Raw genomic sequence first — 20,217 nt, 5'->3', positions numbered from 1 at the left:
ATATATAACCTTTTACTTATTAAGGAGGAAATTGAACCATGGGAAAAGCCAAGTTTGAACGTAACAAGCCGCACGTTAATATCGGTACGATCGGTCACGTTGACCACGGTAAAACGACGCTGACGGCTGCTATCACGACTGTTCTTTCCAAAAGATACGGCGGCGCTGCTGTAGCGTTCGACCAAATCGACAAAGCTCCGGAAGAGCGCGAGCGCGGTATCACGATCTCCACCGCACACGTTGAGTACGAGACGAACAACCGTCACTACGCTCACGTTGACTGCCCTGGGCATGCTGACTACGTTAAAAACATGATCACCGGCGCTGCTCAAATGGACGGCGCGATCCTGGTTGTATCTGCTGCTGACGGCCCTATGCCGCAAACGCGCGAGCACATCCTGCTCTCCCGCCAAGTAGGCGTACCTTACATCGTCGTATTCTTGAACAAATGCGACATGGTTGAAGACGAAGAATTGCTTGAGCTCGTTGAGATGGAAGTTCGCGACCTTCTGAACGAGTACGAGTTCCCGGGCGATGATACTCCAATCATCCGCGGCGCTGCTCGTGAAGCTCTTCAAAACCCAGACGGCCCTTGGGCTGACAAAATCGTTGAACTGTTCGAAGCAGTCGACAGCTACATCCCGCAACCTGAGCGCGCAACCGACAAGCCTTTCTTGATGCCTGTCGAGGACGTGTTCACGATCACGGGTCGCGGTACGGTTGCTACGGGTCGCGTTGAGCGTGGCATCATCAAAGTAGGCGACGAAGTTGAAATCGTCGGTCTGCAAGAAGATACTCGCAAATCCGTCGTAACGGGCGTTGAAATGTTCCGCAAATTGCTTGACCAAGCGCAAGCCGGCGACAACGTTGGTGCATTGCTTCGCGGCGTTGACCGTAAAGACATCGAGCGCGGTCAAGTAATCGCTAAGCCTAACTCCGTTAAGCCACACACGGAATTCACGGCTCAAATCTACGTTCTAACTTCCGGTGAGGGCGGCCGTCATAAGCCTTTCTTCACAGGCTACCGTCCACAGTTCTACTTCCGTACGACTGACGTTACGGGCATCATCAACCTGCCGGAAGGCACGGAAATGGTTATGCCAGGCGATAACATCACGGTTACGGTTTCCCTGATCGCTCCAATCGCTATCGAAGAAGGCACGCGCTTCGCAATCCGCGAAGGTGGCCGTACGGTAGGCGCTGGCGCAGTTGCTTCCATCCAGAAGTAATCGCAAAGCGAACGAAAGCCCTCTGGCAACAGAGGGCTTTTTTTTATTTGCTTTTATTAGGTGTGGGTATGGCCGTGAATAAGCTCGTTGCCAATCCTCCGGCGCACACCGTCGCTACCGATAAGTAGAACGTGTCGGCGCTGAAGAGCATTCCCCCGATGCTAACGATTACGGCATCTAGGATCCAGATGATGATCCCTACGTTGATTCTACGTTTCGCCGTTATCAGCTTCGCCAGAAGATCCAAACCTCCGGTGCTCGTATTATATCGGAGCAAGATCCCGAAGCCGAGTCCGATGAATAGTCCGCCTACCGTCGAGCTGGCGAACGGATTCAAATGGATTTCGTATCGGATATGATACGAATACGGCTCAAGCAAATCGATGAAGTAGGAGAGGAATAGCATTCCGTATAAGCTGTATACGAGTATCGTCTTGTCCCGGAACCAAGCGTATACGAATACCGGAATGCTGCACAGGAACAAGAATAGTCCGACGCGAACGCCGAATAAGTAATTCGCGATCAATGCGATACCGATAATCCCTCCGTCAAGCACTTTGATGGGCATGAGGAAGAAATCGATTCCCGCCGCGATGAGCAGGCAGCCGATTACGATCGCGATTAATTTCGGTATGGACAGCACGTCGTATCAGCCCCTTTAGTCAGCCTGTCTTTATCTTATGGCAGACTCTGGAAACTGATGAACGCAAGCAGAGAAATTTTTTCTTCTATATATAGTAGCTTAATGCGTGCCGTGATTCGGACGCTCGAAGGGATCGAGGTATAGCTTGTTCTGCGAATCCACTTGTCCGAGGAAAATATGCTCGTGCGTAGTGCCAAGTTGCTTAAGCTTGGCGTTCAGCCAGTTCTCGTTCAGACCGGCTTTCTTGAGCGCCTCTTCCAATATTTTACCGTCCATGATGACGGTCATCGGAGGCTTCTCCTGTTGAACGGACATTCCGATATCGGACGGCGTCAACGGTTGATACTGTTTCTTCAATAATACGTTAAGTTCGCCGCTCGTATCGAGAATCGCGAATTCCACCGTGTCGAGATTGAATACTTGGTTTCTTCGCAGCATCTCCAGAAGCTCGTCTGAAGTGATCCGCTCCTTCTTCAGATTGCGCTCCAGTATTCTGCCGTTCTGAATGAGAACGGTCGCTTTACCGTCGATCAGATCCCTTGCCTTCTTGCTCTTCAACTGAATCCATTCGATGCCGAGAGACATTCCGACCCATACGACCAATGCTACAAGCCCGAGCAACCAATGTGAATCGGTGTCCAACGACAAATAAGCCGCCAAGTTGCCGATCGAGATACCGGTAATATACTCAAAGGTGGACAGCTGCGATACTTGCCTCTTACCGAGCATTCTCGTCAGCATGAATAGCACGAGAACGGCCAATATCGTTCGAAATCCAACCTGTAACCAATCAGGCACGCGAATCACCCCCCTCAGCAGTACGTACTCAGGTTATCCAGCGAAGCACGGGATCATGAAATGAAGTGTTTTCCAATGTTAATGCTCCATTCGCGAAAGCCTGTTCCGTCAAGGGATAGGAGTAAAGCGATGCATTCGAAATATGCATAAATTATTGTTGCATTCGCATGGGCAAATCGCTATAATAGTGAATGTTGGTCTGTGACTGTGCGTCGATGTGAGAGGTTGCCGACACACCCGGCCCCTTTGCCATAGAGTGGGAAGAGGGAAGTGGCGGGTTATTCTCACGGAGTATGTCCGATTCCAAAATTGGGCGAATAAGGAGGGAATTATATGGCTAAGCAAAAAATCCGTATCCGTTTGAAAGCCTACGATCACCGTATCCTGGATCAATCCGCGGAGAAAATCGTAGAAACGGCTAAACGTACCGGTGCAGGTGTTTCTGGACCGATTCCATTGCCAACCGAGAAGCAAATCATCACGATTCTGCGCGCGGTGCATAAGTACAAGGACTCGCGCGAGCAATTCGAAATGCGTACGCACAAGCGTTTGATTGATATCGTCAATCCTACGCCGCAAACGGTCGACGCTCTGATGCGTCTTGACCTGCCGTCCGGCGTCGATATCGAAATCAAACTGTAATACAGAGATCAACAACCATCATTCGATCCATAAAGGAAAAGAGGTGTCAACATGCCAGGAATCTTGGGACGTAAACTCGGAATGACTCAAATCTTCGCGGCGGACGGTAGCGTCGTGCCTGTGACGGTTGTAGAAGCAACTCCGAACGTTGTTCTTCAGAAGAAAGCCGCTGATAACGACGGATACGAAGCAATCCAGCTCGGCTTCGCGGACAAACGCGAGAAGCTAGCGACTAAACCAGCCATCGGCCATGCGAAAAAAGCAGGCACGGCGCCCAAGCGCTTCATTCGCGAAATCAGCGGTTCGTCCGACCTCGAAGTCGGTGCGGAAGTTAAAGTTGACGTATTCGCAGAAGGCGCTTTTGTTGACGTAACGGGTGTTTCCAAAGGTAAAGGAACGACCGGCGCGATCAAACGTTGGGGCTTCCAACGCGGTAAGATGACGCACGGTTCGAAATACCACCGCGGTAACGGTTCGCTCGCGACGATTCGTGACGCTAACCGCGTACCTAAAGGCAAGAAAATGCACGGCCGCATGGGTAGCGAAACGATCACGGTGCAAAACCTCGAAGTCGTTAAAGTCGACGTCGAGCGCAACGTATTGCTGATCAAAGGCTCCGTACCGGGCGCGCGCAACAGCTTCCTCAAAATCCGCTCGTCGGTGAAGAAATAATCCACAAAGATTTAGAAAGGAGGACCACTCATGCCTAAAGTGACTGTTTATAACGTCGAGGGTAAACCGGTTAGCGAGCTGGAATTGCCAGAAGCGATCTTCGGACTGCAACCGAACACCCACGTTCTGCACAGCGCTGTATTGCTGCAACAAGCTTCGCTTCGCGCCGGTACGCACGACGTCAAAGGACGTTCGGAAGTGCGCGGCGGCGGACGTAAGCCTTGGAAACAAAAAGGAACCGGACGCGCTCGTCAAGGTAGTATCCGTTCGCCACAATGGAAGGGCGGCGGTATCGTATTCGGCCCTACTCCGCGTAGCTACGGATTCAAATTGCCTCGTAAAGTTCGTCGTCTGGCGATCAAATCGGCTTTGTCCAGCAAAGTCATCTCGAATCAAATCATCGTTCTGGATCAATTGAGCCTGTCCGCGCCTAAAACGAAGGACTTCGCGAAAATCCTGAACAACCTCAAAGTCGAGCGTAAAGCGCTTGTCGTAACCGCAGGCTTTGATCAAAACGTGGCCCTGTCCGCACGCAACATTCCTGGCGTCAAATTCGTCGCCGCTGACGGAATCAACGTGCTCGACGTGATGAAGCATGATCAATTGATCATCACGAAGGAAGCGGTCGCTAAAGTTGAGGAGGTGTTCGCGTAATGAAGAACCCCCGCGATGTCATCAAACGGCCGGTAATTACCGAGCGCACGAGCGAATTCGTCGAACAACAGAAGTACGTGTTCGAAGTTGACCTCAAAGCGAATAAAACGGAAATTAAGCAAGCGGTCGAAGCGATCTTCAAAGTTAAGGTCGTTAACGTTAACACGCTGCGCGTTCCTGCTAAGCCTAAGCGCTATGGCAGACACAGCGGATATACTTCCGAATGGAAGAAAGCGTTCGTAACGCTGTCCGCAGATAGCAAACCACTCGAGTTCTTCGAGGCTTCGGTTTAATCAGTCTCTAACGTAAGGAGGGAAACCAAGTGCCAGTTAAAAAGTTTAATCCGACAACGCCTAGCCGTCGTCAAATGACGGTGTCGACGTTCGAAGAAATCACGGCTACTCAGCCCGAGAAATCTTTGCTTGCACCTCTGAGCAAGCGCGCGGGCCGCAACCATCAAGGTAAGCTTACGGTTCGTCACCACGGCGGCGGTCATAAGCGCAAATACCGGATCATCGATTTCAAACGCACGAAGGACGGCATTCCCGGCCGCGTGGCTACGATCGAATACGATCCGAACCGTACGTCTTACATCGCTCTGATCAACTATGCGGACGGCGAGAAGACTTACATCATCGCTCCTAAAGGTCTGAAAGTCGGAGATCAAATCTTCTCCGGTCCCGAAGCCGACATCAAGATCGGTAACGCGCTTCCGCTGGAGAACATCCCGGTCGGTACGCTTATCCACAACATCGAGCTGAAACCGGGCAAAGGCGGACAAATGGTTCGCGCTGCGGGTACGGAAGCTCAATTGCTCGGTAAAGAAGCGACTTACGTGACCATTCGTTTGGCTTCCGGCGAAATTCGCCGCGTGCTCAAACAATGCCGCGCTACGATCGGTTCCGTCGGCAACCAAGACCACGAGTTGATCAACATCGGTAAAGCAGGACGTAACCGTTGGTTGGGCAAACGCCCTACCGTCCGCGGCGTCGTCATGAACCCGGTCGATCACCCGCACGGTGGTGGCGAAGGCCGCGCTCCTATCGGCCGTAAATCCCCGCTTTCTCCATGGGGCAAGCCGACTCTTGGTTACAAAACGCGCAAGAAGAAGAAAGCATCGAGCCAATACATCGTTCGTCGCCGCAGCAAGTAATTGCTTAGCGGCGTGAACGCCACACTCGCTGTTGAAGGGAGGAGCATTCCATGGGTCGCAGTTTGAAAAAAGGACCTTTCGTGGATGGCTATCTGCTGAAAAAAGTGGAAGAGCTGTCTAATGCAAATAAGAAAGCCGTTATCAAAACTTGGTCGCGTCGTTCGACGGTCTTCCCTCAATTCGTAGGCCACACCTTCGCCGTGTATGACGGACGTAAGCATGTGCCAGTATACGTATCTGAGGACATGGTCGGACACAAGCTTGGTGAATTCGCGCCTACGCGCACGTTCAAAGGCCATACCGACGACGACAAGAAAACGGGCAAACGTTAAGTTATAACAACCCTACGGTTGGCTAAGCCAACGTACGTAACGTAAGGGAGGAGGTACTTCGATGTCTCAACAAGCGAAAGCTGTTGTGAATAACATTCGCATTCCGGCTCGTAAAGTTCGTCTGGTCGTTGACCTGATTCGCGGCAAGAAAGTGGGCGAAGCGATTGCGATCCTGCGCCACACCCCGCGTTCGGCATCTCCTGTAGTGGAGAAGCTGCTGAACTCCGCGATCGCCAACGCTGAACATAACTACCAGCTCGACGTGAACAAATTGGTCGTATCCGAAGCCTTCGTCAACGAAGGAGCTACGATGAAACGATTCCAACCGCGTTCCCAAGGTCGCGCATTCAGCATCTTCAAGCGCTCCAGCCACATTACGCTGGTCGTATCCGAAAAATAAGGAGGGACAACGTGTGGGTCAAAAAGTAAATCCCGTCGGTCTTCGCATCGGCGTTATCCGTGATTGGGAATCCAAATGGTACGCTGACAAAGATTTCGGCGATCTTCTGATGGAAGACGTCAAAATCCGCGAATTCCTCAAAAATAAGCTCAAAGAAGCTTCGGTTTCCAAAATCGAAATCGAACGCGCTGCGAACCGCGTTAACGTTACGATTCATACGGCTAAGCCGGGCATCGTAATCGGTAAAGGCGGCGCAGAAGTCGAAGTGCTTCGCGGTCAACTGACGAAGCTCACGAACGGCAAAAAAGTACACATCAACATCTCCGAGATCAAAAACCCGGAAATGGACGCGATCCTCGTTGCTGAGAGCATTGCTCAACAACTGGAACGCCGCGTATCGTTCCGCCGCGCGATGAAGCAAGCTATGCAACGTACGCAACGCGCTGGTGCTAAAGGAATCAAAACTTCCGTTAGCGGTCGTCTGGGCGGCGCGGAAATCGCTCGTCAAGAAGGCTACAGCGAGGGTACGGTGCCATTGCATACGCTTCGCGCCGACATCGATTACGGTACTGCGGAAGCACATACGACTTACGGCCGCATCGGCGTAAAAGTATGGATCTACCGCGGCGAAGTCCTTCCAACGAAGAAAAGAGCTGCTGAGGAAGGAGGCAACTAATCATGCTGGTCCCAAAACGCGTAAAACACCGCAAAGAACACCGCGGTAAAATGAAAGGTCGCGCAAAAGGCGGCGCTGAAGTGCATTTCGGTGAGTTCGGTTTGCAAGCCATGGAGCCATCCTGGGTAACGAACCGTCAAATCGAAGCTGCTCGTATCGCCATGACTCGTTACATCAAACGCGGCGGTAAAGTATGGATCAAAATTTTCCCTGCTAAACCGATCACCCAAAAGCCTCTCGAAGTGCGGATGGGTAGCGGTAAAGGTAACGTCGAGAAGTGGGTAGCGGTTGTTAAGCCGGGCAAAATCTTGTTCGAGCTTGCAGGCGTATCCGAGGAGATCGCACGTGAAGCGATGCGTCTTGCCGCACACAAGCTGCCTATCAAGACGAAGTTTGTGAAACGTGAAGAACTGGGTGGTGAAGCAAATGAAAGCCAGTGAGTTTCGTAACCTGACTTCGGCGGAACTCGAACAGAAGATCGCCGGCTTCAAGGAAGAGCTGTTCAACCTCCGCTTCCAACTGGCTACTGGCCAACTGGACAACCCGCATCGCCTCGGCGATCTGCGGAAAGAAATTGCTCGGGCCAAAACGATTTTGCGCGAGCGTGAACTCGGCATCGGCTAAAACCCGAGAAAAGGAGGATTACCATGAGCGATCGTAACAACAACCGCAAGGTCCAGATCGGCAAAGTCGTTAGCGACAAGATGGACAAAACGATTGTGGTAGCTGTCGAGACTTACAAGAAGCACAGCCTGTACCACAAACGGATTAAATACACGAAGAAATTCAAAGCGCACGACGAGAACAATGATGCGCAAATCGGCGACACCGTGAGAATCATGGAGACCCGCCCGTTGTCGAAAGACAAAAACTGGCGTTTGGTCGAGATCGTCGAGAAAGCCGTATTGGTCTAATTGACTGACCAATGACTGAAAGGAGGACTTTGCGATGATTCAACCGTTTACGCGTCTTGCAGTTGCCGACAACTCCGGCGCTAAAGAATTGATGTGCATCCGCGTTCTTGGTGGCACGGGCCGCCGCGTAGGAGCCATCGGTGATCTGATCGTAGCTTCCGTAAAACAAGCAACACCAGGCGGCGTTGTCAAAAAGGGCGACGTAGTCAAATGCGTTATCGTCCGTACGAAACGCTCGGTGCGCCGTAAAGACGGATCCTATATCGCGTTCGACGAGAACGCTGCCGTAATCGTAAAAGAAGATAAGAGCCCGCGCGGTACTCGTATCTTTGGACCGGTCGCACGCGAACTTCGCGAGCGCGACTTCATGAAAATCATTTCCCTGGCACCGGAAGTTCTCTAACTCACGGTATCGTCAGCCGAAGAAACAGGCTAGGAGGTGGACCCATGCCCCGTTTGAAAAAAGTGCTTGAATCGCACAACAATAAACTGCACGTGAAGAAAGACGATAACGTTATCGTCATCACGGGCAAAGATAAAGGGAAAAAAGGCCGCATTATCGCAGCGTATCCGCGCGAGAACCGCGTGCTCGTAGAAGGCGTCAATATGGTCAAGCGCCATACGCGTCCGAACCCAACGAACCAACAAGGCGGTATCATCGAGCGCGAAGCGCCGATTCACGTGTCCAACGTGATGCATATCGACCCTAAGAGCGGCAAAGCAACCCGTATCGGTTACAAAACGCTCGAGAACGGCAAAAAGATTCGGATCGCTAAAAAATCCGGACAAGAGATCGATTAATCGAAAGTTAGACGGAAAGGAGGTCATTGTGACTCATGGCAGCAAGAATGAAGGAACGCTTTCAGAATGAAATTACTCCTGCTCTGATGCAGAAGTTCAGCTACAAATCGGTCATGCAAGTGCCGAAAATCGAGAAAGTCGTTATCAACATGGGCGTCGGCGAGGCAGTCTCTAACTCCAAGATTATGGACAATGCCGTCGAAGACATGCAGAAGATCGCCGGTCAAAAACCGGTAATCACGCGCTCCAAGAAGTCGATCGCAGGTTTCCGCCTTCGCGAGAACGTGGCAATCGGCGCGAAAGTAACGCTTCGCGGCGACCGCATGTACTACTTCCTGGACAAATTGTTCAACATCTCCTTGCCACGCGTGCGCGACTTCCGCGGCGTATCGACGAAATCGTTCGATGGACGCGGTAACTACACGCTGGGCTTGAAAGAGCAATTGATCTTCCCGGAAATCGAGTACGACAAGATTGATAAAGTTCGCGGGATGGACATCGTCATCGTAACGACGGCTCAATCGGACGAAGAAGCGCGTGAGCTGCTGACCCAATTGGGTATGCCGTTTGCGAAGTGACGCCCACCCGGCCAAATTAGCAAATAGCGACCCAATGGAGGTGTAAAGCAAGTGGCAAAAACATCGATGAAGATCAAGCAACAACGCGAGCCGAAGTTTAAAGTCCGCGCTTACACGCGGTGCGAGCGTTGCGGCCGTCCGCATTCGGTTTTCCAAAAGTTCAAGATCTGCCGGATCTGTTTCCGTGAGTTGGCATACAAAGGCCAGATTCCTGGCGTCAAAAAAGCGAGCTGGTAATCGGCTCTAGTTCGGGAAGGAGGTTTACCCCATGGTTATGTCTGATCCAATTGCAGATATGCTGACGCGCATTCGCAACGCGAATCTTGTGCGTCACGAGTCGGTGGAACTGCCTGCATCCACGGTTAAGAAGCAAATCGCTGAAATCCTTAAACGTGAAGGCTTTATCCGCGACGCAGAATATGTAGAAGATAACAAACAGGGTTTGATCCGTATTTTCCTGAAATACGGTCCAAACAACGAGCGCGTTATCACGGGCCTCAAACGCATCAGCAAACCCGGCCTGCGCGTATACACGAAATCGAACGAAGTACCGCGCGTGCTGGGTGGCCTCGGCATCGCGATCATTTCCACATCCAAAGGCATCGTAACCGACAAGGAAGCCCGTCAAGGCAAATCCGGCGGCGAAGTGCTTTGCTACGTTTGGTAATTTAACTGTCACAAGATTGGAGGTGCACCCATGTCCCGTATTGGACGCAAACCGATCCAGGTGCCTAACGGCGTGAACGTGAACCTGGATAACAACGTAATCACGGTTAAAGGTCCGAAAGGAACTTTGTCCCGTGAATTGCACAAAGATATGAAGGTTTCTTACGAAGAGAACGTCATCTCCGTAGAACGTCCTTCCGATAATAAGCTTCATCGCTCCTTGCACGGAACGACTCGTAGCATTGTAGCGAACATGGTTAGCGGCGTAACCGAAGGTTACGTTAAAAACCTGGAGCTGGTTGGCGTAGGTTACCGTGCTAACAAGACTGGCGAGAAGCTGGTACTTAGCGTTGGTTACTCCCATCCCGTCGAGTTCGTTCCAGAGAACGGCATTGAATTCGAAGTGCCTGCTCAGAACAAGATCATCGTTAAAGGCATCAACAAAGAAGCAGTCGGCGAGATTGCTGCTAAGATCCGCGCTGTCCGTCCTCCAGAGCCTTACAAAGGCAAAGGAATCAAATACGAAGGCGAGCGCATCCTTCGTAAAGAAGGTAAAGCCGGTAAGAAGAAGTAAGTTGAGCGTCACGTTGCGGGTGGCCTGATCTGAAGACTGCCCATAGGCAACAACAACTTGAAGGGAAGTGACCTTTCGGATGATTACCAAAGGCGATAAGAACAAAGCACGCTTGAAACGCCACCTTCGGGTGCGCAAGAAGATCACCGGTACGAACGAGCGTCCGCGCTTGTCCGTATTCCGTTCTTCCAAGCACATCTACGCGCAATTGATCGACGACGTTAAAGGCGTAACGATCGCTAGCGCATCCACTGTGGACAAAGACCTTGCCGAACTCGGCAACGGCGGTAACGTTGAGTCCGCTCGCAAAGTCGGCGAGCTCATCGCGAAACGCGCGCAAGCGAAAGGATACGCTAACGTCGTATTCGATCGCGGCGGTTACCTGTACCATGGACGTATCCAAGCGCTGGCTGACGCTGCACGCGAAGCCGGCCTTCAGTTTTAATTCACTTTTTGCACAAGGAGGTAAACGACTTGCGTGTAGATCCGAATACGTTGGAACTTACCGAAAAAATGGTTCAAATTAACCGTGTCTCCAAAACCGTCAAAGGCGGACGTAGGATGAGCTTCAGCGCACTCGTCGTTGTCGGCGACGGCAAGGGCTGGGTTGGCGCTGGTATCGGCAAAGCTTCCGAAGTTCAAGAAGCGATCCGTAAAGGCGTCGACGACGCTAAGAAAAAGCTCATTCACGTTCCATTGGTCGGCACGACCATTCCGCACACGGTTGAAGGACAATTCGGCGCCGGCAAAGTGTTGCTGAAACCCGCATCCGAAGGTACGGGCGTAATCGCGGGCGGTCCTGTCCGCGCCGTGCTCGAACTCGCTGGAGTCGGCGATATTTTGACGAAATCGCTTGGTTCCTCCAACTCCATTAACATGATCAATGCGACGTTGGAAGGGCTCTCCCGCCTGAAACGCGCCGAAGACGTAGCGAAACTGCGCGGCAAAACCGTAGCAGAGCTATTCCGTTAAGGAGGGGAAACAGATGGCACAGCTTCAAATTACCCTCGTGCGCAGTTTGATCGGCCGTCCCGAGAATCAACGCCAATCGGTGAAGACGCTCGGTCTGGGCAAGCTGCAATCCACTGTCGTTAGAGAAGACAACGTGGCAACGCGCGGTCTGATCAACACGGTTAGCCACTTGGTCGAAGTTAAAGAAGTATAAGAATAACAGCATAACTCTCAAGGAGGTGCGACGTACGATGAAATTGCATGAGCTTGCTCCTAACGCTGGCGCGACTTCCACGCGTAAGCGCGTTGGTCGCGGTGCCGGCAGCGGTCTCGGCAAAACGTCCGGTCGCGGTCATAAAGGGCAGAACGCTCGCTCCGGCGGTGGCGTTCGTCCTGGATTCGAAGGTGGCCAAAACCCACTTTACCGTCGAGTTCCGAAACGCGGCTTTAACAACGATCGTTTTGCTTCCGAATTCGCAATTGTGAACCTGAACCAACTGAACCGTTTTGCGGCTGGCACGGAAGTGACTCCGGAACTGCTCCTCTCCGAGGGCGTTCTGAAGAACGCGAAAGACGGAATCAAGATTCTGGGCAATGGCGAACTGAACGTGGGGCTTACCGTTAAGGCCCACAAGTTTTCTCAATCCGCGATTGAGAAAATTCAAGCCGCCGGCGGTAAAACCGAGGTGATCTAATGTTCGCGACCGTCACTAACATTTGGAAAGTCGTGGACCTTCGCAAGAAGATTCTGTTCACCCTTTTCATCCTGTTGATTTACCGCATCGGCGCCTTCATTCCGGTTCCGAACATTGACAAGGACGCTCTGACGCAGGCTGGAGAATCGGGTAGCGATTTGTTCGGCCTGCTCAACACGTTCTCCGGCGGCGCATTGTTTAACTTCTCCATCTTCGCACTGGGGATTACGCCGTACATTACGGCTTCGATTATCGTTCAGCTCCTCTCCATGGACGTCATTCCGAAGTTCTCGGAATGGCAGAAGGAAGGCGAGAACGGTAAACGCAAGCTTGCGCAGGTTACACGTTACGGGACGGTCATTCTGGGGCTTATCCAAGCCTTTGCAACGGCCATCGGGTTCCACCGCATGTACGGTATGGTTATCGACCCTACGGCCGCAACCTACCTCATGATCGCGATCGTATTGACCGCGGGTACCGCGTTCCTGATGTGGCTCGGCGAACAAATCAACGAAAGAGGCGTAGGCAACGGGATCTCGATCCTTATCTTCGCCGCAATCGTGGCAGCGATTCCGAAGCACGTACGCGATATCTACGCGGACCAATTCGCGAATTCCGATCAAGTATTTCTTAACGTGGTGAAGGTAGCCATCATCCTGCTCGTAATCATCTTGATTATCGCAGGGGTTATCTTCATTCAACAGGGCGTTCGCAAGATCCCGGTTCAATACGCGAAACGGGTTGTCGGACAGAAAATGTACGGCGGCCAATCCACGCACATTCCTCTTAAGGTTAATGGCGCGGGCGTCATTCCGGTAATCTTCGCGGTATCGCTCCTGATGTTCCCGATTACGATCGCTCAATTCTGGGCTGACCGCGATTGGGCGCAATGGGTCATCAATCACCTCTACTACGACCAGCCGCTCGGCATGTTGTTGTACGTATTGCTGATCATCGGCTTCACGTTCTTCTACACGTTCGTGCAATTCAACCCGCAGCAGCTTGCGGATAACATGAAGAAGAACGGTGGCTATATCCCGGGTATTCGTCCGGGCAAGCCAACGCAAGGCTACCTGATGCGCGTTATCACTCGCATCACGCTCGCCGGCGCGATCTTCCTGGCGCTTATCTCGGTATTGCCGGTATTCTTCGGAATGTTGGCTGACCTGCCTCGTACCGTTCAACTCGGAGGCACGTCGCTCCTCATCGTCATCGGCGTTGCGCTCGAGACGATGAAGCAAATCGAGAGCCAGCTGATCAAACGTCACTACAAAGGGTTTATCAATAAGTAATCACGGGACGAACAGGAGGAACTTGCGATGAACATCTTGTTTATGGGGCCTCCTGGCGCCGGTAAAGGAACGCAAGCTGAGCGGATCGTCGAGCAATTCGGCATTCCGCACATCTCCACCGGTGATGCGTTTCGTCTAGCCATGAAGCAAGGTACGCCGCTTGGATTGAAGGCGAAAGAGTACGTTGATCAGGGCCTTCTTGTTCCCGATGAAGTGACGAACGGCATTGTGAGGGATCGTCTTGCCGAACCCGACTGCGAGAAGGGCTTCCTTCTTGACGGGTTCCCGCGGACGATCGCGCAAGCCGAAGCGTTGGACGGTATGCTCAGCGAAATGGGTCGCAAAATCGATCACGTCATCAACCTGAAAGTAGATCGCGGCTTCTTGCTCGCTCGTCTGACGGGAAGACGGATTTGCAAATCTTGCGGCACGACGTATCACATTATTTTCAACCCGCCGAAGCAGGAAGGCATCTGCGATAAGGACGGGGGAGAGCTTTACCAGCGTTCTGACGATACGGAAGAGAAAGTCGGTACCCGTCTCGACGAATACTCGAGCAAGACCGCACCGCTTCTGACGTATTACGGCGACAAAGGATTGCTCCGCGAAGTAGACGGAGAGAAGGACATCGATGCGGTTACGGCCGAGATCGGTTCCCTTCTCAGAGGGTAATCGGCCATGATCGTATGCAAGTCTGACAAAGAACTGAACTTGATGCGTGAAGCAGGGCGGATCGTGGCGGAAACTCATCGTCTGATGAAGCAGGCAGTCGTGCCTGGTGTCACTACCGCCGAATTGGATCGAATTGCGGAAACGTACATTCGAAGCCAAGGCGCCGTCCCCTCTTTTAAAGGTTACAACGGTTTTCCAGCTAGCATATGCGCTTCCACGAACGAGGAACTCGTACACGGATTCCCCGGTCCGCGGAAGCTTGTAGAAGGCGACATCATCAGCATCGATATCGGCGCGCAGTACAAAGGCTTCCATGGCGATTCCGCGTGGACCTATGGCGTCGGTCGCATCTCAGATGAAGCGCAGCGGCTGCTCGACGTGACCGAGGCATCGCTCTATGCGGGGCTTAACCTCGTCAAGCCGGACGTTCGCCTGTTCACCGTCTCGTACGGTATTCAGAAAGTCATCGAAGAAGCTGGTTTCTCGGTAGTCAGGGAATACGTAGGGCACGGAGTCGGCAAGGACCTCCATGAGGAACCGCAAATTCCGAACTACGGCGTACCTGACCGCGGGCCTCGGCTCAAACCGGGAATGACGCTGGCGATCGAACCGATGGTCGTCGTAGGAGAACGCTACGTGAAGACGTTGTCCGATAATTGGACCGTCGTCACGGTGGACGGGTCGCTGTGCGCGCATTTCGAGCATACGATTGCCGTAACCGAAGACGGGTTCGAAATCTTAACCCGTGCGTAAAGCTAGGTGAATGCAATGACGCTAAACGTGAAGCTCGTACCCGGAGACATCGTGAGAAGCCGGCGTGGAAGGGACGAAGGAGAATTGCTTGTCGTAATCTCCATCGTCGACGAGCGATTCGCGCTCGTGGCTGACGGCGGCAATCGCCGGTTCGATCGGCCCAAACGCAAGAACGTGCTTCATCTCGAACCGATCGGGCTCCATAGCGAGGAAGTCGCGAATAGCCTTCGCGATACCGGACGCGTAACGAACGCGAAGCTCCGGTTCGCTATCGGACAAATCGAACACGTGACGAATGAAGAGCGGCTTCAGGATGAACGACTGAAGGTCGCGCTTGATGCGCATGCTGACGAGAAAGGAGAATGACGGTGGCCAAAGAGGACGTCATCGAGGTGGAAGGTGTGGTCATAGAACCGCTACCGAACGCGATGTTCAAGGTGGAACTCGAGAACGGACATCAGATCCTGGCGCATGTTTCCGGCAAGCTTCGGATGCACTTCATCCGGATTCTGACAGGAGACAAAGTCGTAATTCAGCTGTCGCCATACGATCTGACGCGGGGACGTATCACCTACCGCAAATAAGTTCGTCCGGTCTACCGAAAGCGTGACGGTCAATCCGTGACGCCAGAGGCTCACAACCATTGACCGCACAAATAAGGAGGACAATTTCATGAAGGTGAGACCCTCGGTCAAGCCGATTTGCGAAAAATGCAAAGTCATTCGTCGCAAAGGCAACGTGATGGTTATCTGCGAAAATCCGAAACACAAACAAAAACAAGGCTAATCAAGAGGAGGTGCTCCTAACGTGGCACGTATTGCTGGTGTTGACCTTCCACGCGACAAACGCGTAGAAATCGCCCTGACTTACATCTTCGGAATTGGCAAGTCCACTTCCCAGAAGCTGCTTGCAACTACAGGGATCAATCCCGACACTCGCGTTCGCGATCTTACCGAAGACGAGCTTGCTAAACTTCGTGAATCGATCGACAAATCGCAAAAGGTCGAGGGCGACTTGCGTCGCGAAATTGCACTAAACATCAAGCGACTGATCGAGATCGGCTGCTATCGCGGCATCCGTCATCGCCGCGGCCTCCCGGTTCGCGGACAACGTTCGAAGACGAACGCGCGTACGCGCAAAGGTCCTCGTCGTACAGTAGCGAACAAGAAGAAGTAATAAGGGGGGTTAACAGACATGGCACAAAAAGGCAAGAAAGTCGTTCGTACCAAGCGTCGTGACCGTAAAAACATCGACTCGGGCGTTGCACATATCCGGTCTACGTTCAACAACACGATCGTGACGATTACGGATCCGCACGGAAACGCGGTATCCTGGGCGAGCTCCGGCAACCTTGGCTTTAAAGGCTCCCGCAAAAGCACGCCGTACGCTGCCCAAATGGCAGCGGAATCTGCAGCGCGCGCTGCGATGGAGCACGGTATGCGTCTCGTAGAAGTCATGGTTAAAGGTCCTGGCGCCGGCCGCGAAGCCGCGATTCGTTCGCTGCAAGCCGCTGGTCTTGAAGTCAGCATGATCAAAGACGTGACTCCGATCCCGCATAACGGCTGCCGTCCTCCGAAGCGCCGCCGCGTATAAGCCGCGTTGCTCCTGTGGTATCAAACAAGAACAACTTGAGAATAATGGTTGTAACGGTTAGGCATACTACATGGTTTACCCGCTAAAGGATAAGCCTCATAAACTGAGCGCTTTATCATAAGTTGTAGGGTGAGCAATCGGCAACGTCTAGCGACGTTTTGAAGGAGGTAATGGTTGTGATCGTAATCGAAAAACCGAAAATCGATTCGGTGGAAATTCAAGACGATAAGAGGTACGGCAAGTTCGTCGTAGAACCGCTTGAGCGCGGGTATGGGATGACGTTGGGTAACTCCCTTCGCCGGATTCTGTTGTCGTCCTTGCCGGGCGCGGCTGTCGTATCCGTACAGATCGACGGCGTGCTCCACGAATTTTCCACGATTCCGGGCGTCATGGAGGATGTGACGGAAATCATCCTCAACCTGAAGCGTCTGTCCCTTAAGATCCACTCCGACGAGGAGAAAGTTCTTGAGATCGATGCGGAAGGAGACGGCGTCGTCACAGCCGGCGACATTCGCGCGGACAGCGACGTGGAGATCCTTAACCCGGACCTGCACATCGCGACTCTCGCGGCAGGTAGCAGACTTCATATGCGCATCTTCGCCAGACAAGGCCGCGGCTACGTTCCGGCGGATCGCAATAAGAAGGATGACCAACCGATCGGCGTTATTCCGATCGACTCGATCTACACGCCGATCACTCGCGTGAACTATCAAGTCGAGAATACCCGCGTCGGCCAAGTCACGAACTATGACAAGCTCACGCTTGAAGTGTGGACGGACGGAAGCATTCGCCCCGAAGAGGCGGTAAGCCTTGGCGCGAAGATTCTGACGGATCACTTGTCGTTGTTCGTCGGCCTGACGGATGAAGCAAAAGATACGGAAACGATGAAGGAGAAGGAAGAGGACAAGAAAGAGAAAGTGCTCGAGATGACGATCGAAGAGCTCGATCTTTCCGTCCGTTCCTACAACTGCCTCAAACGCGCCGGCATCAACACCGTTCAAGAGCTGATCACGAAAACCGAAGAGGACATGATGAAGGTTCGCAACTTGGGCCGTAAATCCCTCGAGGAAGTACAAGAGAAGCTCGAAGAACTCGGATTGGGTCTTCGCTTCGAGGAATAGCATCGTGAAAGATAGACAGCATTAAGTGATGAGCGATCATCACGCACAAGGGAGGGAAAACAGATGGCTTATCAAAAACTAAGTCGCGACTCCAGCGCGCGGAAAGCACTTTTCCGTGACTTGGTAACCGACCTGTTCCTGTACGAGCGTATTCAAACGACCGAAGCGAAAGCGAAGGAAGTTCGCTCCATCGCCGAGAAGTTGATTACTCTCGCGAAACGTGGCGACCTGCACGCGCGTCGTCAGGTAGCAGCATTCGTGCGTCGTGAAAGCCTTGACGGTAATCAAGACGCCATCCAAAAACTGTTCTCCGATTTGGCGCCGCGTTACGCGGAGCGTCCAGGTGGATATACACGCATCTTGAAGCTTGGACCTCGTCGCGGCGACTCCGCTCCGATGGTGTATCTCGAGCTCGTAGATCGCGCGTAAGAACGGAGCAAGGGAAGGATGGACCGAATCATGTATTCGGATCATCCTTTTTTTGTGCATGAAAACCTGGGTAGGAGGCAGAGGCGATGCGCAATATCGGTTTGCTCGTCAGCTATGACGGGACGGATTACTTCGGCTTCCAAAGTCAGCCGGGCGGCAATACGGTTCAAGACAGGCTCGAGGATGCGATCCTCGCGTTGTCCGGCGAGAGCGTGAAGCTGATCGGATCTGGCCGTACGGATGCCGGCGTTCACGCCAGAGGACAAGTCGCGAACTTCTTGACCGAGTCCAGCATACCGGCCGAGCGTTGGGCGCTCGCGCTCAACAGCAGACTGCCAGGAGACATCGTCGTTCAATCCGCCTTTGATGTTCCCGAGAGCTTCCATGCACGGCGAGGAGCCATCCGGAAGACGTATCGCTACTCGATTAATTGCAATCGCATACCGGATCTATTCCGACGCCGGTATGAGTTCCATCATCCCGCTCCATTGAACGTTAACGCAATGCGCAGCGGTCTCGCGCATGTGCTCGGCGAGCATGATTTCACTTCGTTCACTTCGCCGCTCTCGACCAAGCCGAGCCACGTACGCACGGTATTGGATGCGAGAATCGAAGTGGAGAAGCCGGAATCGATCGATTTCGGCGTACCTAACGTCTATCATTCCGCGGCTTGGGACGGCGAGAAGTACCCCGGCAAGGAACGCGGAGTTATCCACTTGTATATAACCGGCAACGGATTCCTATATAACATGGTGCGCATTATCGCCGGCACTCTCATTCAAGTAGGCGAAGGCAAGCGGAGACCCGAGGACGTCGCGACGATTCTCGCCGCTTGCGACCGCGCGAAGGCCGGACCGACGGCGGTGCCGCACGGGCTTACGCTATGGGAAGTGGCTTATGCCTCTTGGTAATGGGCGCTTTCTAAGTACTGCAGTTGAATTCCGACAGTTTTTATATGAATTTAACAAAATCCATTGACAGCATGCGATCTTCGTTTTAATATGAGAACAGGAAATTAATTCCGAGTTATCTCGTTGGATAAACGAAGAGCATACATCTACTGGACAACCAGAGATTCGACGTAAGGCGTGATATCGCCTTATATCGAATCTTTTTTTTATCCCTCGAATGCTTGGCCAATCATTCATCAGACTAGAGGAGGCAGATGTACATGACTATCGCAAAGAAACAGATCTCTAAGCTTACGCTGTTGTTCCTGGCTTCGATTGTAGCATTCATCGCATTGACTTACGTGGCGGTAGCCGCGAAACCGAATAATAACGAGGAGTCCGACACGGGCGTCGTTCAGACGACCACGGTTCCTTCCGAACAGACCGTAGCGGTCGTCGAACAACAACCGGCAGCGGAGCAAGCTACGACGGAAGCTCCTGCGGCAGTGGAAACCGTAACAGAAACGACCGTAGCGGTCGTGGAAGCGCCGAGCAGCGATGCGGAAGGCGCGGCAACTACCGAGGCGCCTGCGGCTTCCGAACCGGCAGCCGAGTCCGTACAAGCGCCAGCTGCGAAGTCCGATAACAAGTCGACGCCAGCCCCGGCACCGTCGACGAAGCAAGTCGCGGCGAAGACGGAAGACAGCAAGCCTCAAGCAACGGCACCGGCTAAGCAAGCGGCGAAGACGGAAGTTCAAGCGACCACGACGAACGAACCGAAGGCTACGCCTGCACCGGCTGCAGCGCCTAAGGCCGAAGCTCCGGCAGCGGCGACGCCTGAACCGACTCCTGCTCCGGCTCCTGTCGAGAAGAAGAAAACCATTTTGACGCAGAAGCAGTCGAACGCGCCGCAGAAGGTTGAAACGCCGGCACCTGCAGCAAGCTCTTCGTCTAGCGGTTCGTCTTCGTCCAGCGGTTCGTCCTCTTCGAGCGATTCTTCGTCCTCCAGCGAAGAGATCTGCTAAGGAGCGTTAACCGTCGAGCAGTAACGAGGCTAAAGTTTAATGGCGGAAGCGACCCGGACAGCTC

The 20,217-nt window shown here is 53.0% G+C and carries 36 protein-coding genes; 34 read left to right on the top strand and 2 right to left on the bottom strand.

From position 1 onward, the window contains the following. The first annotated feature begins 38 nt into the window (after window positions 1–38). Complete coding sequence (gene tuf / locus ACFQZG_RS26195) at window positions 39–1,229, top strand: elongation factor Tu (RefSeq protein ID WP_378157694.1); 1,191 nt, start codon at window positions 39–41, stop codon at window positions 1,227–1,229. Between the two features lie 43 nt (window positions 1,230–1,272). On the opposite strand, the gene ACFQZG_RS26190 is transcribed toward tuf, so the two are convergent. Together ACFQZG_RS26190 and ACFQZG_RS26185 are read right to left on the bottom strand one after the other, a co-directional pair. Beyond that, window positions 1,273–1,872, bottom strand: coding sequence for a YitT family protein (locus ACFQZG_RS26190; RefSeq protein ID WP_378157693.1), 600 nt, complete (start codon window positions 1,870–1,872; stop codon window positions 1,273–1,275). 99 nt (window positions 1,873–1,971) lie between these two features. Next, on the bottom strand, window positions 1,972–2,670 hold the full coding sequence (locus tag ACFQZG_RS26185; protein WP_378157692.1) for a DUF421 domain-containing protein: 699 nt from the start codon (window positions 2,668–2,670) through the stop codon (window positions 1,972–1,974). A gap of 333 nt (window positions 2,671–3,003) precedes the next feature. On the opposite strand from ACFQZG_RS26185, the gene rpsJ reads away from it, so the two are divergent. The 33 genes from rpsJ to ACFQZG_RS26020 all read left to right on the top strand — a co-directional run bounded on the left by rpsJ (window position 3,004) and on the right by ACFQZG_RS26020 (window position 20,153). Next, window positions 3,004–3,312, top strand: a complete 309-nt coding sequence (rpsJ, locus tag ACFQZG_RS26180) for a 30S ribosomal protein S10 (RefSeq protein ID WP_027087350.1) — start codon at window positions 3,004–3,006, stop codon at window positions 3,310–3,312. Between the two features lie 51 nt (window positions 3,313–3,363). Further along, on the top strand, window positions 3,364–3,984 hold the full coding sequence (gene rplC / locus ACFQZG_RS26175) for a 50S ribosomal protein L3 (protein WP_378157691.1): 621 nt from the start codon (window positions 3,364–3,366) through the stop codon (window positions 3,982–3,984). A gap of 30 nt (window positions 3,985–4,014) precedes the next feature. Continuing rightward, window positions 4,015–4,638, top strand: a complete 624-nt coding sequence (gene rplD, locus ACFQZG_RS26170) for a 50S ribosomal protein L4 (protein ID WP_378157690.1) — start codon at window positions 4,015–4,017, stop codon at window positions 4,636–4,638. Continuing rightward, window positions 4,638–4,931 (top strand): 50S ribosomal protein L23, encoded by a 294-nt coding sequence (gene rplW / locus ACFQZG_RS26165; RefSeq protein WP_378157689.1) that lies wholly within the window; start codon window positions 4,638–4,640, stop codon window positions 4,929–4,931. The genes rplD and rplW overlap by 1 nt, the downstream gene beginning before the upstream one ends. A gap of 29 nt (window positions 4,932–4,960) precedes the next feature. Next, the gene (gene rplB / locus ACFQZG_RS26160; protein WP_378157688.1) at window positions 4,961–5,791 is read left to right on the top strand and encodes a 50S ribosomal protein L2; all 831 of its coding nucleotides are present in this window, start codon (window positions 4,961–4,963) and stop codon (window positions 5,789–5,791) included. Window positions 5,792–5,841: 50 nt separating this feature from the next. Then, window positions 5,842–6,123 carry a 30S ribosomal protein S19 gene (gene rpsS / locus ACFQZG_RS26155; RefSeq protein WP_378157687.1) on the top strand — a complete coding sequence of 94 codons (282 nt, stop codon included), beginning with the start codon at window positions 5,842–5,844 and terminating at the stop codon, window positions 6,121–6,123. A gap of 61 nt (window positions 6,124–6,184) precedes the next feature. Further along, entirely contained in the window at window positions 6,185–6,523 is a 339-nt protein-coding gene (gene rplV, locus ACFQZG_RS26150) for a 50S ribosomal protein L22 (RefSeq protein WP_378109829.1), read from the top strand. A gap of 13 nt (window positions 6,524–6,536) precedes the next feature. Next, window positions 6,537–7,199: a 30S ribosomal protein S3 gene (gene rpsC / locus ACFQZG_RS26145; RefSeq protein WP_378157686.1), complete on the top strand. Its 663-nt coding sequence runs from the start codon at window positions 6,537–6,539 to the stop codon at window positions 7,197–7,199. 2 nt (window positions 7,200–7,201) lie between these two features. Continuing rightward, entirely contained in the window at window positions 7,202–7,639 is a 438-nt protein-coding gene (gene rplP, locus ACFQZG_RS26140; RefSeq protein ID WP_378157685.1) for a 50S ribosomal protein L16, read from the top strand. After that, entirely contained in the window at window positions 7,626–7,823 is a 198-nt protein-coding gene (gene rpmC, locus ACFQZG_RS26135; RefSeq protein ID WP_027087359.1) for a 50S ribosomal protein L29, read from the top strand. The genes rplP and rpmC overlap by 14 nt, the downstream gene beginning before the upstream one ends. A gap of 23 nt (window positions 7,824–7,846) precedes the next feature. Next, complete coding sequence (gene rpsQ, locus ACFQZG_RS26130) at window positions 7,847–8,113, top strand: 30S ribosomal protein S17 (protein ID WP_378157684.1); 267 nt, start codon at window positions 7,847–7,849, stop codon at window positions 8,111–8,113. A 34-nt stretch (window positions 8,114–8,147) separates the two neighbouring features. Then, on the top strand, window positions 8,148–8,516 hold the full coding sequence (gene rplN / locus ACFQZG_RS26125; RefSeq protein ID WP_378109834.1) for a 50S ribosomal protein L14: 369 nt from the start codon (window positions 8,148–8,150) through the stop codon (window positions 8,514–8,516). A 44-nt stretch (window positions 8,517–8,560) separates the two neighbouring features. After that, complete coding sequence (gene rplX, locus ACFQZG_RS26120) at window positions 8,561–8,914, top strand: 50S ribosomal protein L24 (RefSeq protein ID WP_378157683.1); 354 nt, start codon at window positions 8,561–8,563, stop codon at window positions 8,912–8,914. 35 nt (window positions 8,915–8,949) lie between these two features. Next, window positions 8,950–9,492, top strand: a complete 543-nt coding sequence (gene rplE, locus ACFQZG_RS26115; RefSeq protein ID WP_378157682.1) for a 50S ribosomal protein L5 — start codon at window positions 8,950–8,952, stop codon at window positions 9,490–9,492. 51 nt (window positions 9,493–9,543) lie between these two features. Further along, window positions 9,544–9,729: a type Z 30S ribosomal protein S14 gene (locus tag ACFQZG_RS26110; RefSeq protein ID WP_119147603.1), complete on the top strand. Its 186-nt coding sequence runs from the start codon at window positions 9,544–9,546 to the stop codon at window positions 9,727–9,729. A gap of 31 nt (window positions 9,730–9,760) precedes the next feature. After that, a complete protein-coding gene (rpsH, locus tag ACFQZG_RS26105) occupies window positions 9,761–10,159 on the top strand; it encodes a 30S ribosomal protein S8 (RefSeq protein ID WP_378109838.1) in 399 nt (132 codons plus the stop codon). Window positions 10,160–10,189: 30 nt separating this feature from the next. Then, the gene (gene rplF / locus ACFQZG_RS26100) at window positions 10,190–10,732 is read left to right on the top strand and encodes a 50S ribosomal protein L6 (RefSeq protein ID WP_378157681.1); all 543 of its coding nucleotides are present in this window, start codon (window positions 10,190–10,192) and stop codon (window positions 10,730–10,732) included. 79 nt (window positions 10,733–10,811) lie between these two features. Continuing rightward, window positions 10,812–11,177, top strand: coding sequence for a 50S ribosomal protein L18 (gene rplR, locus ACFQZG_RS26095; RefSeq protein ID WP_378157680.1), 366 nt, complete (start codon window positions 10,812–10,814; stop codon window positions 11,175–11,177). Between the two features lie 29 nt (window positions 11,178–11,206). Further along, window positions 11,207–11,704, top strand: coding sequence for a 30S ribosomal protein S5 (rpsE, locus tag ACFQZG_RS26090; RefSeq protein ID WP_378157679.1), 498 nt, complete (start codon window positions 11,207–11,209; stop codon window positions 11,702–11,704). A gap of 13 nt (window positions 11,705–11,717) precedes the next feature. After that, a complete protein-coding gene (gene rpmD / locus ACFQZG_RS26085) occupies window positions 11,718–11,897 on the top strand; it encodes a 50S ribosomal protein L30 (protein WP_378157678.1) in 180 nt (59 codons plus the stop codon). A gap of 37 nt (window positions 11,898–11,934) precedes the next feature. After that, a complete protein-coding gene (gene rplO / locus ACFQZG_RS26080; RefSeq protein ID WP_378157677.1) occupies window positions 11,935–12,378 on the top strand; it encodes a 50S ribosomal protein L15 in 444 nt (147 codons plus the stop codon). Further along, on the top strand, window positions 12,378–13,670 hold the full coding sequence (gene secY, locus ACFQZG_RS26075) for a preprotein translocase subunit SecY (RefSeq protein WP_378157676.1): 1,293 nt from the start codon (window positions 12,378–12,380) through the stop codon (window positions 13,668–13,670). The genes rplO and secY overlap by 1 nt, the downstream gene beginning before the upstream one ends. A 27-nt stretch (window positions 13,671–13,697) precedes the next feature. Continuing rightward, complete coding sequence (locus ACFQZG_RS26070; RefSeq protein ID WP_378157675.1) at window positions 13,698–14,342, top strand: adenylate kinase; 645 nt, start codon at window positions 13,698–13,700, stop codon at window positions 14,340–14,342. A 6-nt stretch (window positions 14,343–14,348) separates the two neighbouring features. After that, on the top strand, window positions 14,349–15,095 hold the full coding sequence (gene map, locus ACFQZG_RS26065; RefSeq protein ID WP_378157674.1) for a type I methionyl aminopeptidase: 747 nt from the start codon (window positions 14,349–14,351) through the stop codon (window positions 15,093–15,095). Window positions 15,096–15,110: 15 nt separating this feature from the next. Further along, window positions 15,111–15,461: a hypothetical protein gene (locus tag ACFQZG_RS26060; RefSeq protein ID WP_378157673.1), complete on the top strand. Its 351-nt coding sequence runs from the start codon at window positions 15,111–15,113 to the stop codon at window positions 15,459–15,461. Between the two features lie 2 nt (window positions 15,462–15,463). Further along, entirely contained in the window at window positions 15,464–15,679 is a 216-nt protein-coding gene (infA, locus tag ACFQZG_RS26055; protein ID WP_378157726.1) for a translation initiation factor IF-1, read from the top strand. Window positions 15,680–15,767: 88 nt separating this feature from the next. Then, entirely contained in the window at window positions 15,768–15,881 is a 114-nt protein-coding gene (gene rpmJ, locus ACFQZG_RS26050; protein ID WP_003333770.1) for a 50S ribosomal protein L36, read from the top strand. Between the two features lie 21 nt (window positions 15,882–15,902). Then, on the top strand, window positions 15,903–16,271 hold the full coding sequence (gene rpsM / locus ACFQZG_RS26045) for a 30S ribosomal protein S13 (protein WP_378157672.1): 369 nt from the start codon (window positions 15,903–15,905) through the stop codon (window positions 16,269–16,271). A gap of 18 nt (window positions 16,272–16,289) precedes the next feature. Further along, complete coding sequence (gene rpsK / locus ACFQZG_RS26040) at window positions 16,290–16,688, top strand: 30S ribosomal protein S11 (RefSeq protein ID WP_027087378.1); 399 nt, start codon at window positions 16,290–16,292, stop codon at window positions 16,686–16,688. Between the two features lie 176 nt (window positions 16,689–16,864). Then, window positions 16,865–17,809, top strand: coding sequence for a DNA-directed RNA polymerase subunit alpha (locus ACFQZG_RS26035; protein WP_378157671.1), 945 nt, complete (start codon window positions 16,865–16,867; stop codon window positions 17,807–17,809). Between the two features lie 63 nt (window positions 17,810–17,872). Continuing rightward, entirely contained in the window at window positions 17,873–18,238 is a 366-nt protein-coding gene (gene rplQ / locus ACFQZG_RS26030; protein WP_378157670.1) for a 50S ribosomal protein L17, read from the top strand. A gap of 86 nt (window positions 18,239–18,324) precedes the next feature. Next, a complete protein-coding gene (gene truA / locus ACFQZG_RS26025; protein WP_378157669.1) occupies window positions 18,325–19,149 on the top strand; it encodes a tRNA pseudouridine(38-40) synthase TruA in 825 nt (274 codons plus the stop codon). Window positions 19,150–19,409: 260 nt separating this feature from the next. Further along, window positions 19,410–20,153, top strand: a complete 744-nt coding sequence (locus tag ACFQZG_RS26020) for a hypothetical protein (RefSeq protein WP_378157668.1) — start codon at window positions 19,410–19,412, stop codon at window positions 20,151–20,153. Window positions 20,154–20,217 lie beyond the last annotated feature (64 nt).

Source organism: Cohnella sp. GCM10027633 (genome assembly GCF_042675445.1).
In the GTDB taxonomy this organism is placed as follows: domain Bacteria; phylum Bacillota; class Bacilli; order Paenibacillales; family Paenibacillaceae; genus Cohnella.
The sequence above is the reverse complement of the archived record's forward strand: the minus strand, read 5'-3'. Positions and strand labels throughout refer to the sequence as shown.